This window comes from Rhizobium leguminosarum bv. trifolii WSM2297 (assembly GCF_000271845.1).
Map to the genome: position 1 here is coordinate 3,384,747 of NZ_JH719395.1, position 14,624 is coordinate 3,399,370.

General features: G+C 62.2%; 15 protein-coding genes. 8 read left to right on the plus strand and 7 right to left on the minus strand.

Annotated elements, in window-relative coordinates:
* Positions 1-106 precede the first annotated feature (106 nt).
* Positions 107-2,797, minus strand: a complete 2,691-nt coding sequence (acnA, locus tag RLEG4DRAFT_RS31625) for an aconitate hydratase AcnA (protein WP_003582914.1) — start codon at positions 2,795-2,797, stop codon at positions 107-109.
* Between the two features lie 261 nt (positions 2,798-3,058).
* On the opposite strand from acnA, the gene ccmA reads away from it, so the two are divergent.
* The 5 genes from ccmA to RLEG4DRAFT_RS31650 all read left to right on the plus strand — a co-directional run bounded on the left by ccmA (position 3,059) and on the right by RLEG4DRAFT_RS31650 (position 6,187).
* Entirely contained in the window at positions 3,059-3,694 is a 636-nt protein-coding gene (ccmA, locus tag RLEG4DRAFT_RS31630; protein WP_003582916.1) for a heme ABC exporter ATP-binding protein CcmA, read from the plus strand.
* Positions 3,695-3,941: 247 nt separating this feature from the next.
* The gene (gene ccmB / locus RLEG4DRAFT_RS31635; RefSeq protein WP_003582918.1) at positions 3,942-4,601 is read left to right on the plus strand and encodes a heme exporter protein CcmB; all 660 of its coding nucleotides are present in this window, start codon (positions 3,942-3,944) and stop codon (positions 4,599-4,601) included.
* A 48-nt stretch (positions 4,602-4,649) separates the two neighbouring features.
* Entirely contained in the window at positions 4,650-5,411 is a 762-nt protein-coding gene (locus RLEG4DRAFT_RS31640) for a heme ABC transporter permease (protein WP_003582920.1), read from the plus strand.
* Between the two features lie 3 nt (positions 5,412-5,414).
* A complete protein-coding gene (ccmD, locus tag RLEG4DRAFT_RS31645; RefSeq protein ID WP_003582922.1) occupies positions 5,415-5,582 on the plus strand; it encodes a heme exporter protein CcmD in 168 nt (55 codons plus the stop codon).
* Positions 5,579-6,187: a DsbE family thiol:disulfide interchange protein gene (locus tag RLEG4DRAFT_RS31650; RefSeq protein WP_003582924.1), complete on the plus strand. Its 609-nt coding sequence runs from the start codon at positions 5,579-5,581 to the stop codon at positions 6,185-6,187. Before ccmD ends, RLEG4DRAFT_RS31650 begins: the two co-directional genes overlap by 4 nt.
* 174 nt (positions 6,188-6,361) lie before the next feature.
* Here the strand turns inward: RLEG4DRAFT_RS31650 and RLEG4DRAFT_RS31655 are convergent, their stop codons facing one another.
* The 6 genes from RLEG4DRAFT_RS31655 to RLEG4DRAFT_RS31680 form a co-directional block, all read right to left on the minus strand.
* A complete protein-coding gene (locus tag RLEG4DRAFT_RS31655) occupies positions 6,362-6,949 on the minus strand; it encodes a DUF2585 domain-containing protein (protein WP_003582926.1) in 588 nt (195 codons plus the stop codon).
* Positions 6,946-7,590, minus strand: a complete 645-nt coding sequence (locus RLEG4DRAFT_RS31660) for a septation protein A (RefSeq protein ID WP_003582928.1) — start codon at positions 7,588-7,590, stop codon at positions 6,946-6,948. The genes RLEG4DRAFT_RS31655 and RLEG4DRAFT_RS31660 overlap by 4 nt, the downstream gene beginning before the upstream one ends.
* A gap of 78 nt (positions 7,591-7,668) precedes the next feature.
* Positions 7,669-9,258: a signal recognition particle-docking protein FtsY gene (gene ftsY / locus RLEG4DRAFT_RS31665; protein ID WP_003582929.1), complete on the minus strand. Its 1,590-nt coding sequence runs from the start codon at positions 9,256-9,258 to the stop codon at positions 7,669-7,671.
* A 16-nt stretch (positions 9,259-9,274) separates the two neighbouring features.
* Entirely contained in the window at positions 9,275-10,546 is a 1,272-nt protein-coding gene (gene mtaB, locus RLEG4DRAFT_RS31670; protein ID WP_003582932.1) for a tRNA (N(6)-L-threonylcarbamoyladenosine(37)-C(2))-methylthiotransferase MtaB, read from the minus strand.
* The gene (dapF, locus tag RLEG4DRAFT_RS31675) at positions 10,543-11,448 is read right to left on the minus strand and encodes a diaminopimelate epimerase (protein WP_003582933.1); all 906 of its coding nucleotides are present in this window, start codon (positions 11,446-11,448) and stop codon (positions 10,543-10,545) included. The genes mtaB and dapF overlap by 4 nt, the downstream gene beginning before the upstream one ends.
* Before the next feature lie 97 nt (positions 11,449-11,545).
* Positions 11,546-11,770: a hypothetical protein gene (locus tag RLEG4DRAFT_RS31680; protein ID WP_171898250.1), complete on the minus strand. Its 225-nt coding sequence runs from the start codon at positions 11,768-11,770 to the stop codon at positions 11,546-11,548.
* A gap of 402 nt (positions 11,771-12,172) precedes the next feature.
* On the opposite strand from RLEG4DRAFT_RS31680, the gene ffh reads away from it, so the two are divergent.
* Genes ffh through rpsP form a run of 3 tightly spaced genes read left to right on the plus strand, consistent with a single transcriptional unit; the run spans position 12,173 to position 14,512 of the window.
* A complete protein-coding gene (gene ffh, locus RLEG4DRAFT_RS31685; RefSeq protein ID WP_003582938.1) occupies positions 12,173-13,756 on the plus strand; it encodes a signal recognition particle protein in 1,584 nt (527 codons plus the stop codon).
* 16 nt (positions 13,757-13,772) lie between these two features.
* Entirely contained in the window at positions 13,773-14,093 is a 321-nt protein-coding gene (locus RLEG4DRAFT_RS31690; protein WP_003543666.1) for a chorismate mutase, read from the plus strand.
* A 47-nt stretch (positions 14,094-14,140) separates the two neighbouring features.
* A complete protein-coding gene (gene rpsP, locus RLEG4DRAFT_RS31695; RefSeq protein WP_003582940.1) occupies positions 14,141-14,512 on the plus strand; it encodes a 30S ribosomal protein S16 in 372 nt (123 codons plus the stop codon).
* Positions 14,513-14,624: the final 112 nt, after the last annotated feature.

Sequence of the window (14,624 nt, forward strand, 5' to 3'; positions counted from 1 at the left end):
AGGCGTGGAAGACAAATCATCGTGAGCCCCTCGAAACCGTCGCCCGCAAAGAAAAACCGCCGGAAATTGCTCTCCGGCGGCCATTATCATACGAGGCTATTAACAATCAGGCAGCGAGGTCGCGCAGAACCGTCTGCAGGATGCCGCCATTGTTGAGGTAGACCACCTCGTCGAGCGTATCGACGCGCGACAGCAGCGGAACTTCCTTCACGGTGCCGTCGCTATAGGTGATCCTGGCGATCTTCTTCTCGCGCGGCTTGATCTTGTCGAGGCCTTCGATGGTGACGAGTTCGTCGCCCTTGAGGCCGAGGCTCTGCCAGGTCGTGCCCTCTTCGAAGACGAAGGGGATGACACCCATGCCGACCAGGTTTGAGCGATGGATACGCTCGAAGGACTGGGCGACGACAGCCTTGACGCCGAGCAGGTTGGTGCCCTTGGCAGCCCAGTCGCGCGAGGAGCCGTTGCCATATTCGACACCGGCGAAGATCACCAGCGGCACGCCTTCGGCCTTGTACTGCATGGCGGCGTCGTAGATCGAGGTCTCTTCCTTCGACGGATAGTGGATGGTGTAACCACCTTCCTTGCCGTTCGGGCCGAGCATGTGGTTGCGGATGCGGATATTGGCAAAGGTGCCGCGCATCATCACTTCATGGTTGCCGCGGCGCGTGCCGTACTGGTTGAAGTCGGCAACGGCGACCTCATGGCCGAGCAGATAGGCGCCGGCCGGCGATGCCGCCTTGATCGAACCGGCCGGAGAGATGTGGTCGGTGGTGATCTTGTCGCCGAACAGGCCGAGGACGCGGGCGCCCTTGATGTCGGAGACGCCGGTGCCCTTCTTGCCCATGCCGACGAAGTAGGGCGGGTTCTGCACATAGGTCGAATCGTCGTCCCAGGCATAGGTCTGGCCCGGGGGAACCTGAACGGCCTGCCAGTTGACGTCGCCCTTGAAGACGTCGGCATACTTGCTCTCGTAAAGCTCGCGGGTCACGTATTTCTGGATGAACTCCTGCACCTCGTGCGATGTCGGCCAGATATCCTTGAGGTAGACCGGGTTGCCGTTCTGGTCTTCACCGATCGGCTCCTTGGTCAGATCCGTCTGCACCGTGCCGGCAAGCGCATAGGCAACGACCAGCGGCGGCGAAGCCAGATAGTTCGCCTGTACGTCGGGCGAAATACGGCCTTCGAAGTTGCGGTTGCCGGAGAGCACGCCCGAAACGATCAGGCCCTTGTCGTTGATGGTCTTCGAGATCGGCGCCGGCAGCGGGCCGGAATTGCCGATGCAGGTGGTGCAGCCGAAGCCGACGAGGTTGAAGCCGAGCTTGTCGAGATCGGCCTGCAGGCCCGACTTGGCGAGATATTCGCCGACGACCTGCGATCCCGGCGCCAGCGAAGTCTTCACCCACGGCTTGGTCTTCAGGCCCTTGGCAACGGCGTTGCGGGCGAGAAGGCCGGCAGCGATCAGCACCGACGGGTTCGAGGTGTTGGTGCAGGAGGTGATGGCGGCGATCGCCACGTCGCCATGGCCGAGATCGAAATCCGTGCCTTCGACCGCGTAGCGGTTGTTGAGCTGGCCGGGCTTCTTGTAGTCGGCATCCATCGAGCCGGCGAAACCGGAAGCGATATTCTCAAGTGCGATACGGCCTTCCGGACGCTTCGGGCCGGCCATCGACGGCACGACGTCGCCGAGGTCGAGTTCCAGCGTGTCGGTGAAGACGAGCTCGGAACCGTCGCCGTCACGCCACATGCCCTGCGCCTTCGAATAGGCTTCGACCAGCGCAATCCGGTCATGCGTGCGGCCGGACATGGTGAGGTAGTTGATGGTTTCGCCGTCGACCGGGAAGAAGCCGCAGGTGGCGCCGTATTCCGGGCCCATATTGCCGATCGTCGCGCGGTCGGCAAGCGGCATATTGTCCATGCCGGGGCCGAAGAATTCGACGAATTTTGAAACGACGCCCTTCTTGCGCAGCATCTGCACGACGGTGAGAACGAGGTCGGTCGCCGTGACGCCTTCCTTGAGCTTGCCGGTCAGCTTGAAGCCGATGACTTCGGGCAGCAGCATCGAGACCGGCTGGCCGAGCATCGCCGCCTCAGCTTCGATCCCGCCGACACCCCAGCCGAGAACGCCGAGGCCGTTGATCATCGTCGTGTGGCTGTCGGTGCCGACGCAAGTATCCGGATAGGCGATCGTCTCGCCGTCCTCTTCCTTGGTCCAGACGGTCTGGCCGAGATATTCGAGATTGACCTGATGACAGATGCCGGTGCCGGGAGGCACGACGCGGAAATTCTTGAAGGCCTGCTGGCCCCATTTCAGAAAGCGGTAGCGCTCGCCGTTGCGCTGGTATTCCAGCTCGACGTTTTTGGCGAAAGCCTGCGGCGTACCGAATTCGTCGACGATAACCGAGTGGTCGATGACGAGATCAACGGGAACGAGCGGGTTGATCTTCTCGGGATCGCCGCCGAGCGACACCATCGCGTCGCGCATCGCGGCAAGATCGACGACCGCCGGTACGCCGGTGAAGTCCTGCATCAGCACGCGCGCCGGGCGATAGGCGATTTCGTTTTCGACCGCGCCCTTATTGTTCAGCCATGCGGCAACGGCCAGGATGTGCTCCTTGGTGACCGATTGGCCGTCTTCGAAGCGCAGCAGGTTTTCGAGCAGCACCTTCATCGAATAGGGAAGCTTCGAGACGCCGGCCAGACCGTTTGCCTCAGCCTTGGGCAGGCTGTAATAGACATAGTCTTTCCCGTTCACGGAAAGCGTGGAACGACAATTGAAACTGTCAAGAGATTTAGACACGAGAGACCCCGTTTCTGATAGCCAACACAGTCGTGCGAACGCCTATGCACTTAATGCACATCAGGATGCGGGTACGGCCATTTCCGCTGTCCGCACGTGGAACAGACGCTCCAAGTTCGGCGCAAGGATGAAATTCACGCCGACCGCTGGCGTGGTTGCGGGTCTTATAGATAATTTCCTAAAAACTTGCCATACCCGAGCACGGTCAAAATCGGAGATTTTTTGAGCCCTCCGCCAGCGAAACGAAGAAAGAGCCGACGCATGCATCTCACCGCCGAAAATCTGGCCGCAAGGCGGGGTGAGGATTTAATTTTTGCTAATATTTCCTTTCACTTGGCGGCAGGCGAGGCGCTCATTCTGACCGGCAGAAATGGATCGGGAAAGTCCACTTTACTGCGTGTTGTTGCCGGCCTCCTGAGGCCGGAAAAGGGCACCGTCATATTTCGCGACGAAGAGAGCGGCGAAGACCGTCATCCCGGCGAAGTCGGCCACTACCTTGGCCATCGAAATGCAATGAAGAATGAACTTACGGTTGCAGAGAACCTCGATTTCTGGCGCCGCTTTCTCGGCAATAGCGGCCTATCCGTCGAGGACGCCGCCGAGGCCGTCGGCCTCTCAGAAATCACCCATCTTCCCTTCGGTTATCTCTCCGCCGGCCAGCAGCGCCGTTTCGCCTTCGCCAAGCTGCTCGTCGCCCACCGCCCCGTCTGGATCCTCGACGAACCGACAGCGGCACTGGATGCCAGCGCCGAGCGGCTGTTGGCAGGATTGATCGAAGCGCATCGAGCAAAAGGCGGCATCGTGCTGGCGGCAACACATCAGCCGCTGGGGTTGAAGAATGCGCAGGAGTTGCAGATGACCGGTTTTGCCGGCGTGGATCAGGGAGTGTGGGGGTGATGGTTTGGGGTAATCCACTGGCATGTGATGCCAAGACCCCTCCCCAACCCCTCCCCACAAGGGGGAGGGGCTACGTTGCCGCACGGTCTCAGATAAAAAGCAGCCTATTCGATTGCGGAAGCATGGCTTTAGAGCGTGATCGGCAGCCGCGGTTTAGTCCCTCCCCCTTGTGGGGAGGGGTTGGGGAGGGGTTTTCCTCCGCCGATGGAAATGGGTCTTCTGCACCCGCCAAGGAAAAATCTGCCGCATGACCGCCCTCTTCCTCCGCGATCTCAAACTCTCGATCCGCGCCGGCGGTGGCGCGCTGATCGGCGTGCTGTTCTTCCTCACCGTCGTCGCCGTCATCCCCTTCGGCGTCGGTCCCGATCTCAAGCTGCTCTCCCGCATCGGCCCCGCCATCGTCTGGATCGGCGCACTGCTTGCCGCGCTTCTCGGCCTCGACCGCCTGTTCCAGGCCGAGCGCGACGACGGATCGCTCGACCTGATGCTGATGCAGGACACGCCGCTCGTCCTCACCGTGCTGGTCAAATGCTTCGCCCACTGGACGGCGACCAGCCTGCCGCTGGTGATCGCCTCGCCGCTGCTCGGCCTCTTCATGAATATGGATGAGACGGCGATCGGCGCGACCGCGTTGACGCTGCTTGTCGGATCGCCGGCCATCACCTTCATCGGCGCCGTCGGCGCCGCAGTCGCCGTGGCGCTACCCCGCGGCAGCCTGCTGGTCTCGATCCTGGTGCTGCCGCTGACCATCCCGGTGCTGATCTTCGGCGTCAGCGCCACCTATGCCGCGGTCGAGGATCCCGCGCCGTTTCTGCCGCCTTTCCTCATCCTGATCGCGCTGACACTGTTCTTCGCGGTCATCGGCCCGGCGGCGGCGGCGCTGGCGCTACGAAACACGGCGGATTGACCAGCCATTCGATTGCGGGAAAAGCCGGATCAAGGTAAGGAAGCGGACATGAGCCAAACGAGCCTTGCCATCAGCAAATTCAGCGATCTCGCCAACCCGACGCGGTTTCTGGCGCTGGCGGCGCGCGTCATTCCCTGGCTGGCCGGCATTACCGCCCTCTGTTTCGCGGTTGGCCTCTATCTCAGCTTCTCGACCGAGGGTGACTACCAGCAGGGCGAGACGGTCCGCATCATGTATATCCATGTGCCCGCAGCCTGGCTGTCGATGATGTGCTACACGATCATGAGCCTTTCGGCGATCGGCACCCTGGTCTGGCGCCATCCTCTCGCCGACGTCTCGGCCAAATCAGCAGCGCCGCTCGGCGCCGCCTTCACCTTGCTTGCGCTCGTCACCGGCTCGCTCTGGGGCAAGCCGATGTGGGGCACCTGGTGGGTCTGGGATGCGCGGCTGACCTCCGTCTTCATTCTCTTCCTGATGTATCTCGGGCTGATTGCACTCAGCCGCGCCATCGATGACCCGTCGAAGGCCGCGCGCGTTTCCGCGGTGCTCATCCTCGTCGGCTTCGTCAACATTCCGATCATCAAGTTCTCGGTGGAATGGTGGAATACGCTGCATCAGTCGGCAAGCGTGTTGCGCCTCGATGGCCCGGCGATCGATCCGGAATTCCTGCGGCCGCTCTTCGTCATGGCGATCGCCTTCACGCTGCTGTTCTTCACCCTGCATATCATGGCGATGAGGAACGAGATCTGGCGCCGCCGCATCGCCGCCCAGCGCCGTCTCGCCGCCCGCATGGCCAGCCGCGAGGAATAGGCCATGACGCACGCCTTCTATGTCTACGCCTCCTATGGTTTCGCTGCCCTCGTGACGGTCGCCGTCACGCTCTGGACCTGGGCCGACGGCCGGGCGCGCCGCCGCGAACTCGCATTCCTCGAAGCCGCGGGCATCCGCCGCCGCTCGGCACGCGCGAAGGGCGGCGAATGAGCGAAGCCCCCGAAACGACGACCGCCAAACCGCGCCGGCTCGGTCACTACGCTCTGGCGCTTCTGCCGCTGATCGTCTTCGGCGGTATCGCGGCAACGGCCGCAAAGATGCTCTATGACCAGGATTTCCACGGCAAGAATATCGCTGAAATCCCCTCCGCCCTGATCGGCACCAAGGCGCCGGCGCTAAACCTTCCGCCGCTCGACGGCGCGAACCTGCCGGCGCTGACCGATGCGGCAATCAAGGGCAAGCTCACCCTTGTCAATGTCTTCGCCTCCTGGTGCATTCCCTGCCGGGACGAGCATCCGGTTTTGAAAGAACTGGCGAAAGACGGACGGCTGAACATCGTTGCTATCAATTACAAGGACCAGAGCGACAACGCCCTGCGTTTCCTCGGCGAACTCGGCAACCCCTTTCAGGCGATCGGCATCGACCCGAACGGCAAGGCGGCGATCGACTGGGGTGTCTACGGCATTCCAGAAAGTTATCTTGTCGGCCCCGACGGCACGATCCTCTACAAGCGCGTCGGCCCCTTCGACGACATCAGCCTGAAGGAAGGTTTGTTCCCAGCGATGGAAAAGGCGCTGGGGAAGCCGGCTTCGTAAATCATATCAATGAAGACCCCTCCCCAACCCCTCCCCACAAGGGGGTGGGGCTAACGCGTGGCGCCCACTGCGGCAAAGCATCAACCTTTCTGCGGATGAAACGGTGAAATGGAATGCAGCGGAAGCGGCATCCAAGAGGGGTTGGGGAGGGGACTTTCCGTGACCCTAGACTAGCTAAATCCCGCCTTGCCAGACCTTGATCGCCTCGACCGGCCAGATCAGCATCACCACGTTCAGCGTCAGATTATCGCGGATCACATAGCCGGTGAAAATCTCGAAGAAGATGGCGATCGCCACCGTCAGCGCCACCGGCGCACGCGATGCGAAGAAGAAGCCGACGCACATGAAGACGGTGTCCATCGCCGAATTCAGAATGCTGTCGCCGTAATAATCGAGCGCGATCGTCGCCGTACGGTAGCGGTCGATGATGAGAGGCGAATTCTCCAGCAGTTCCCAGCCGGATTCGATGAACAGCGCGAGCAACAGCCGTGCCGCCAGCGGCTTGCGGCGCAGGACGAGATGCCCGAGCCCGTAAAACAGGAAGCCGTGGATGATGTGCGACGGCGTGTACCAGTCGGACAGATGCTGCGAATTGCCGCTGGTATTGACCCCGCCTCCCCACAGCTTGACATAACCGCAGGCGCAGATCGGCACGCGGCCCATCAGGTATTCGGCGACGATCTGGGCGACCAGCACCGCAAGGCAGGCGACAAACCAGTAGGTCTGGTGTCTGACACGATACTCGACGTCTGCAGCGCTCACTTCTCGCCGTCCGTTTCCAGGTTGATGCTATGTTTGAGCACCAGCGGCATCTGCGCCAGCGTGAAGATGATGGTGATCGGCATCGTACCCCAGACCTTGAAGGCGACCCAGGTATCGTCCGAAAAATTGCGCCAGACGACTTCGTTCAGCACGGCGAGAAACAGGAAGAATATGCCCCAGCGGATGGTGAGCTTGCGCCAGCCTTCGGCATCGAGCTGGAAGGCGGCGTTGAAGACGTAGCCGAGCAGCGATTTGCCGAAGGCAAGCCCGCCGAGCAGCGCCACCCCGAAGAGCGCGTTGACGATGGTCGGCTTCATCTTGATGAAGGTCTCGTTCTGCAGCCAGATCGACAGCGAGCCGAAGATGACGACGACGATGCCGGACACGAACGGCATGATCGGCAGATGGCCGAGCACGATCTTCGAAACCACAAGCGAAATGATCGTCGCCGCCATGAACAGCCCGGTCGCGACGAACAGTGGACCACCAAGCTCAGAAAGTGCCGGAAACTTCTCCACCAGCCACGGACCGCGCAGATTGGCAAAGAAGAAGATCAGGAGCGGCCCGAGCTCCAGCGCCAGCTTCAGCAGCGGATGATGCCGGTCGGCCGTGGTCGGGGTGATATCGCTTTCGGTGGTCATGCGTTCTTCGAACCTGCTATTCCTGAAAACTTGGTTGCCGGCCGTGCCTTGCCGGCTTTCGGCGGCATATCTGTGGCATCATTGGGGAAGTCCGGCAATGGCGTGGGCAAAATCCTCTGCCTCGAACGGCTCGAGATCGTCGACGCCCTCACCGACACCGATGAAATAAACCGGCAGTTTGTGCTTGGCGGAAATGGCGACGAGGATGCCGCCCCGCGCCGTGCCGTCGAGCTTGGTCATGATCAGCCCGTTGACGCCGGCAACATTGCGGAAGATTTCGACCTGGCTCAACGCATTCTGCCCTGTCGTCGCATCGAGCGTCTGCAGCACGGTGTGCGGTGCATCGGGATCGAGTTTGCCGAGCACACGGACGATCTTTTCGAGCTCGGCCATCAGTTCGGCCTTGTTCTGCAGGCGGCCGGCAGTATCGACGATCAGCACGTCGCATTTGCGGGCCTTCGCCTGTTCGAAGGCATCATAAGCAAGGCCGGCGGCATCGGCGCCGAGCTTGGTGCCGATGAATTCGGACTGCGTCCGGTCGGCCCAGATTTTCAGCTGCTCGATCGCCGCGGCGCGGAACGTGTCGCCGGCGGCCAGCATCACCTTCAGCCCGGCGCCGGAAAGTTTGGCCGCGAGCTTGCCGATCGTCGTCGTCTTGCCGGTGCCGTTGACGCCGACGACGAGGATGACATGCGGCTTGTGCGAGAGGTCGAGCTGCAGCGGCTTGGCGACCGGCTTCAGAACCTTGGCGATTTCGGACGCCATGATCCGGCTGACATCCTCGCCGGTGACATCCTTGCCATAGCGCTCGGAAGCGAGCGTATCGGTGACGCGCAGCGCCGTCTCGACGCCGAGATCGGCCTGAATCAGCAGGTCTTCGAGATCCTGCAGCGTCTCGTCATCGAGCTTGCGCTTCGTGAAAAGGGCGGTGATCTGGCCGGTCAGCTGCGAGGAGGTGCGCGCGAGCCCGTTGCGCAGGCGCTGGAACCAGCTGAGTTTCGGCTGCAGAACAACGGGCTGCGGTGCGACGATTGCGGGGCCGGTGGCGAAGCCTTTGGGCAGGATCGGCTCAACGGCTGGCGCTGGCTCCATCGGCTCCGATGACGGCAGGGGCGTTTCGGCCGAAATGTCGCGATCCGCAGCTTCCCCCCCTACCCTGCCGGGCATCCCCCCCACAGGTGGGGGGAGACCCGTGGAAGCATCTTCCGCCCCATCTACGGAATCATGTGGGACAGCGGGCTCACTTTCGACATCCATTGTCTGGCGGGGAGCATCCAGCTGCTCAGTCCCCCCACCTGTGGGGGGGACGCCCGGCAGGGTAGGGGGGGCATCTTCCGCAATGCTCTCAGCCTCAGCCTCCAGCAATGAAAGCGGCACGATACCCATGTCGCTCAGTTGATCAGCAGCTGGCAGGATTACAGCTTCTTCCGGGATCGTCAGTTCATCGACAACCTCAATTCCACCCTGCCCGATATCCGCCGCCGGCCCGCCGGCCGTATCCATCTCCTCGGGAAGAACCGGATCATCCGCGACCGGCAGATCTTCTTCGCGCGAATGCGGCTCGAGCTCCGTTTCGATCGCCTTTAGTTCGGCAAGCTCCGGCGCGTTCGTCTCCGCCGGCTTGTCCTTGCCGAAGGTGAAGACCTTTTTGATGAAACTGAGCGCCATGGGGATTCCGTGAAAGTCAGGCCGCTGCGGCCGTCAATTGCATGTCGAGGTGCTTGCCATTGTGGCCGGTGATCGTGGCCGGCACAAGTTCGCCGGGACGAAGGCCTGGCGCGGCAACCAGCGTGAAGTTTTCCGTATGCGCCAGACCGTTGTTTTCAACAAGCAGCCATTGCCGGCTTCCGATCATGCCGTCGAGATGGGACTGATGCAGCCTCTGTCCAGTGGCGCGCAGCCTGGCGGCGCGATCCTTGATGAGCGAGCGGTCGAGCTGCGGCATGCGGGCGGCCGGCGTGCCGGGACGCGGGCTATAGGGAAAGACATGCAGATGCGCGATATCGGCCTCTTCGGCCAGTCGCACCGCATTCCCGAACATCTCTTCCGTCTCTGTGGGGAAACCGGCGATCATGTCGGCGCCGAAGCTCATCTCGGGACGAAGCCGGCGTGCATCCTCGATGAAACGCAATGCATCGGCACGCGAATGCCGCCGCTTCATCCGTTTCAGGATCATGTCGTCGCCGTGCTGCAGCGACAGATGCAGATGCGGCATGAAGCGCGGCTCGTCGGCGATCAGATCCATCAGATGAGCGTCAGCCTCGATGCTGTCGATCGAGGAAAGCCGCAGACGACGGATTTCCGGGAGCTGTTTCAGCAGCGTCTTTGCCAGAAGCCCGAGCGTCGGCGCGCCCGGCAGATCGCCGCCGTAGCTGGTGGCATCGACGCCGGTCAGCACGATTTCGCGATAACCGCTGTCGACCAGCTTGCGGGCCTGGTCGACGACCGCTCCCATCGGCACGGAGCGGGAATTGCCGCGGCCATAGGGGATGATGCAGAAGGTGCAGCGATGATCGCAGCCGTTCTGCACCTGAATGAAGGCGCGCACATGGCCGTCGATGTGTCTGACCATCTGCGGCGCCGTCGCCTTGACGCTCAGGATGTCGTTGACGCGGAGCTTCTCTTCGGCCGACACGCCGAAATCCGGCAGGCTGCGGTAGGAAGCGCTCGTCAGCTTCTCCTCGTTGCCGAGCACGGCATCGACCTCCGCCATCGCGGCGAAGGTTTCCTTTTCCGTCTGCGCGGCGCAGCCGGTGACGATGATGCGGGCATGCGGATTGTCGCGCCGTGCCCGGCGGATTGCCTGGCGGGCCTGACGCACGGCCTCGCCGGTCACCGCACAGGTGTTGACCAGGATGGCATTGTTGAGCCCGGCCTTTTCAGCCTGCGCCTTCATCACTTCGGATTCATATGTGTTGAGGCGGCAGCCGAAGGTAATGACCTCGACGCCGCTCACTGCGCCCCCGCCTCTTGGGTACCCTCGCGCGACCAGAGACCGGTCGACGGATCGAGCCTGCCCGACCATTCCCATTCGGCCGGACCGGTCATGATCACGTGATCGTCGCGCTCGCGCCATTCGATTGAAAGCGTGGCCGGCGGCTTGGCGCTTGCCACATTGATCGTCACCTTGCGGCCGGTGCGGCCGGTGCGCGCACCGCTGACGGCGGCAGAGCAGGCGGCAGAGCCGCAGGCAAGCGTCAGGCCTGCGCCGCGCTCCCAGGTCCGCGTCGTCACCGAGGTCGGCGACGTCACTTGCGCCAGGGTGATATTGGCGCGTTCGGGAAACATCGGATGGTTTTCGAGCAGCGGGCCGAAGCGGGCGAGATCATAGGACATCACATCCCTGTCCACCCAGAAGATCGCATGTGGATTGCCCATCGACATGGCAGATGGCGAATGCAGCACCGGATTGTCGATCGGGCCGATCTGCAGTTCGATGCGGCTGGTGTCGTGGAATTCCTCCGCCAGCGGGATCCTGTCCCAATCGAACACCGGTCGGCCCATATCGACGGAGATCGTCCCGTCCTCATGCTCGACGGCGTTGAGGATGCCGGCGACGGTCTGGAAGGTGAAGGCCTTCCGGCCGGTCTCGGCGGCCAGCGCCTGCACCACACAGCGCGTGCCATTGCCGCAAGCCTGCGCCTTCGAGCCGTCGGAATTCAGGATATCGATGAAGGCATCGGTGCCGTCGGCCTTCGGATCATGGATCGCCATGATCTGGTCGAACTCGGTCTGCGGGTCGGCATTGAGTGCGACGGCCGCAGCCGGCGTCACCTTGTCCGGCCGGCCGCGCATGTCGACGACCAGGATCTTGTTGCCAAGCCCGTTCATCCTCGCGAATTCGACCGTTGCGCTCATGAGATCATCCCGTCCGTGTTTCCGCTGTATATGGCGGAAACACGAGGGAATTACCAGTGGGTGCCGGGCAGACGCTGCGCTTGGAGCCGGTCCGGCTTTACCGCTCAGCGCCGTCGGAAGCGAAGGACGCCGCATGCGCTTCGAGGATGGCGGCGGTGATGACCTTTCTCAGCTCGTAGACCAGCGAGCGGGACCGCTTGCGATCCAGATCCTGTGCCGCCTTGGCAAGACTAAGGCCTTCGTTCAGAACAATATGATGGGCCCGTGCCAGTGCCCAGCTCTCAATATCAGGATTTAACATTCGATATCTCCGCCGATTCATTCGGCATCAAGGATATTTACGAATCATTTTACAGGACGCACTTAAGTAGAAAATAGAATCATAAGCGGAATATTTTGCAACTGGCCTCTATCGCGAATTCAGGCCGTTAGCCGGAAATTTAACCAGCGACGTTTGGACCGAACGGGCATCCGAAACGCCCGCATGCGGTGATCTGTCCGCATTCGCCTTGACTTTCACGCGACTTTCCTGTTTATCGCGCCCAATCCGCGACGAGCCGCATGACTCCGAGCCGCCGACCGGGACCTGAGATCCCGGAGGTCAACACCCGACAGCGCGATGCGCCCTCGGGTGCTTTTTGGCTTTGCGTCTTGTTTTCGTCACGGAAAAGCACGACGTTTCCGGGCATATCGAACCCGCCCGAAACGTATCAAGGAAGAGCCGATGTTTGAAAACCTCCAGGACCGTCTTGGATCCATTCTGAATGGACTGACAGGCCGTGGCGCGCTTTCGGAAGCCGATGTTTCCGCAGCGTTGCGCGAGGTTCGCCGGGCGTTGCTGGAGGCCGACGTCGCCCTCGACGTCGTGCGTTCCTTCACAGACCGCGTGCGTGAAAAGGCTGTCGGCGCCGAGATCCTGAAGTCGATCAAACCCGGCCAGATGGTCGTCAAGATCGTCCATGACGAACTGATCGAGATGCTGGGCGGCGAAGGCGTCGGCATCGACCTGCATGCAGCCGCCCCTGTCGTCGTCATGATGGTCGGCCTGCAGGGCTCGGGCAAGACGACGACGAGCGCCAAGATCGCCAATCGCCTGTCGACGCGCGACAAGAAGAAAGTGCTGATGGCGTCGCTCGACACGCGCCGTCCCGCCGCCCAGGAGCAGCTGCGCCAGCTCGGCGCCCAGGCCAATATCGATACGCTGCCCATCATCGTTGGGCAGTCGCCGACCGATATTGCCGCGCGCGCCGTGCAGGCAGCCAGGCTCGGCGGCCATGACGTCGTCATCCTCGACACCGCCGGTCGCACCCATATCGACGAGCCCTTGATGGTCGAGATGGCCGACATCAAGAAGCGCTCGAACCCGCATGAAATCCTGCTGGTCGCCGACTCACTGACCGGCCAGGACGCCGTCAACCTCGCCCGCAATTTCGACGAACGCGTCGGCATCACCGGTCTGGTGCTGACCCGCATGGACGGCGACGGCCGCGGCGGTGCTGCCCTTTCGATGCGCGCCGTCACCGGCAAGCCGATCAAGCTGATCGGTGTCGGCGAGAAGATGAGCGAGCTCGAGGAGTTCCATCCCCGCCGCATCGCCGACCGCATTCTCGGCATGGGCGATATCGTCTCGCTCGTCGAGCGCGCCGCGGAGAATATCGACGCCGAGAAGGCGGCGGCCATGGCCGCCAAGATGGCCAAGGGCAAGTTCGACCTCGACGACCTCGCCGATCAGCTGCGCCAGATGCAGAAGATGGGCGGCATGGGCGGCATCATGGGAATGATGCCCGGCATGGCCGGCATGAAGGACAAGATGGCCGCAGCCGGCCTCGACGACAGGCTTTTCGGCCGCCAGATCGCCATCATCCAGTCGATGACCAAGGCCGAACGCGCCAATCCCGACCTGCTCAAGCATTCCCGCAAGAAGCGCATCGCCGCCGGCTCCGGCACCGATGCCGCCGCCATCAACAAGCTTCTGAAAATGCACCGCCAGATGGCCGACATGATGAAGATGATGGGCGGCAAGGGCAAAGGCGGCATGATGAAGCAGATGATGGGCGGCCTTGCCGGCAAGATGGGGCTCGGCGGCGGCATGGGTGGCATGGGGGGCATGCCCGATCTCTCGAATATCGATCCCCGCCAGCTCGAGGCCCTGCAGAAGCAGGCCGAAGCGGCGGGGCTTGGAAAACCGGGTGGGGGTATGCCCGGTCTCGGCGGTCTGCCGGGTGGTTTGCCTGGCCTCGGCGGCGCCAAACTGCCGGGCCTCGGCGGTGGTTTCCCGGGATTGCCCGGATTGCCGAAGAAGAAGTGAAAGGATCGCTTGCCCCATGATTGATCCAAACGTCAAAGCCCAGCTCGCGAGCTATCGTCAGTCGATCGACAATATCGATGCCGCTCTCGTGCACATGCTGGCCGAACGCTTCCGCTGCACCAAAGAGGTCGGCGTGCTGAAGGCCAAATACAATCTGCCGCCGGCCGACCCGGCGCGCGAGGAATACCAGATCGAACGCCTTCGCCAGCTGGCGAAAGCCGCCAATCTGGACCCGGATTTCGCCGAGAAGTTCCTGAACTTCGTCATCAAGGAAGTCATCCGGCATCATGAGCAGATCGCTGCGGATCACGCTGAACAAAGCGCCGCAGCCCGATAACCACACCGCCCACGAAGCGGTCAAGGAAAGCCTAAGGAGTAAAGAACATGGCACTGAAAATTCGTCTCGCCCGCGGTGGCTCCAAGAAGCGCCCGTATTACCACGTCGTTCTCGCCGATGCGCGCAGCCCGCGTGACGGCCGTTTCCTCGAGAACCTCGGTTCCTGGAACCCGATGCTCGCCAAGGACGACGAAAAGCGCGTTCAGCTGAACGCCGAGCGCATCAAGCACTGGATCGAAAACGGCGCCCAGCCGACCGACCGTGTTCTGCGCTTCCTCGCTGAGGCCGGCGTTGCCAAGCGCGAAGTCAAGAACAACCCCGAGAAGGCAAAGCCGGGCAAGCGCGCCCAGGAACGCGCCGCAGAAAAGGCTCAGAAGGTCGCTGACGCCGCCGCTGCTGCTGCCGACGCCGCGGAATAATCGGGATAGTCCCTATCGAACGGGCGGCATGGCGACATGCCGCCCGTTTTCGTTTCCAATCCTCCGCACTTCGTTTATGAGAAATCTGTCTTTCCGGCTTCACATGAAGGGA

Bases quoted from the DNA above. Each gene is read 5' to 3' on its own strand.
- RLEG4DRAFT_RS31660 (WP_003582928.1), bottom strand. From the start codon at position 7,590: ATGACCACCGAAAGCGATATCACCCCGACCACGGCCGACCGGCATCAT.
- RLEG4DRAFT_RS31690 (WP_003543666.1), top strand. From the start codon at position 13,773: ATGATTGATCCAAACGTCAAAGCCCAGCTCGCGAGCTATCGTCAGTCG.
- ffh (WP_003582938.1), top strand. From the start codon at position 12,173: ATGTTTGAAAACCTCCAGGACCGTCTTGGATCCATTCTGAATGGACTG.
- ccmA (WP_003582916.1), top strand. From the start codon at position 3,059: ATGCATCTCACCGCCGAAAATCTGGCCGCAAGGCGGGGTGAGGATTTA.
- rpsP (WP_003582940.1), top strand. From the start codon at position 14,141: ATGGCACTGAAAATTCGTCTCGCCCGCGGTGGCTCCAAGAAGCGCCCG.
- RLEG4DRAFT_RS31680 (WP_171898250.1), bottom strand. From the start codon at position 11,770: ATGAATCGGCGGAGATATCGAATGTTAAATCCTGATATTGAGAGCTGG.
- RLEG4DRAFT_RS31640 (WP_003582920.1), top strand. From the start codon at position 4,650: ATGAGCCAAACGAGCCTTGCCATCAGCAAATTCAGCGATCTCGCCAAC.
- ccmD (WP_003582922.1), top strand. From the start codon at position 5,415: ATGACGCACGCCTTCTATGTCTACGCCTCCTATGGTTTCGCTGCCCTC.
- RLEG4DRAFT_RS31650 (WP_003582924.1), top strand. From the start codon at position 5,579: ATGAGCGAAGCCCCCGAAACGACGACCGCCAAACCGCGCCGGCTCGGT.
- ccmB (WP_003582918.1), top strand. From the start codon at position 3,942: ATGACCGCCCTCTTCCTCCGCGATCTCAAACTCTCGATCCGCGCCGGC.
- ftsY (WP_003582929.1), bottom strand. From the start codon at position 9,258: ATGGCGCTCAGTTTCATCAAAAAGGTCTTCACCTTCGGCAAGGACAAG.
- dapF (WP_003582933.1), bottom strand. From the start codon at position 11,448: ATGAGCGCAACGGTCGAATTCGCGAGGATGAACGGGCTTGGCAACAAG.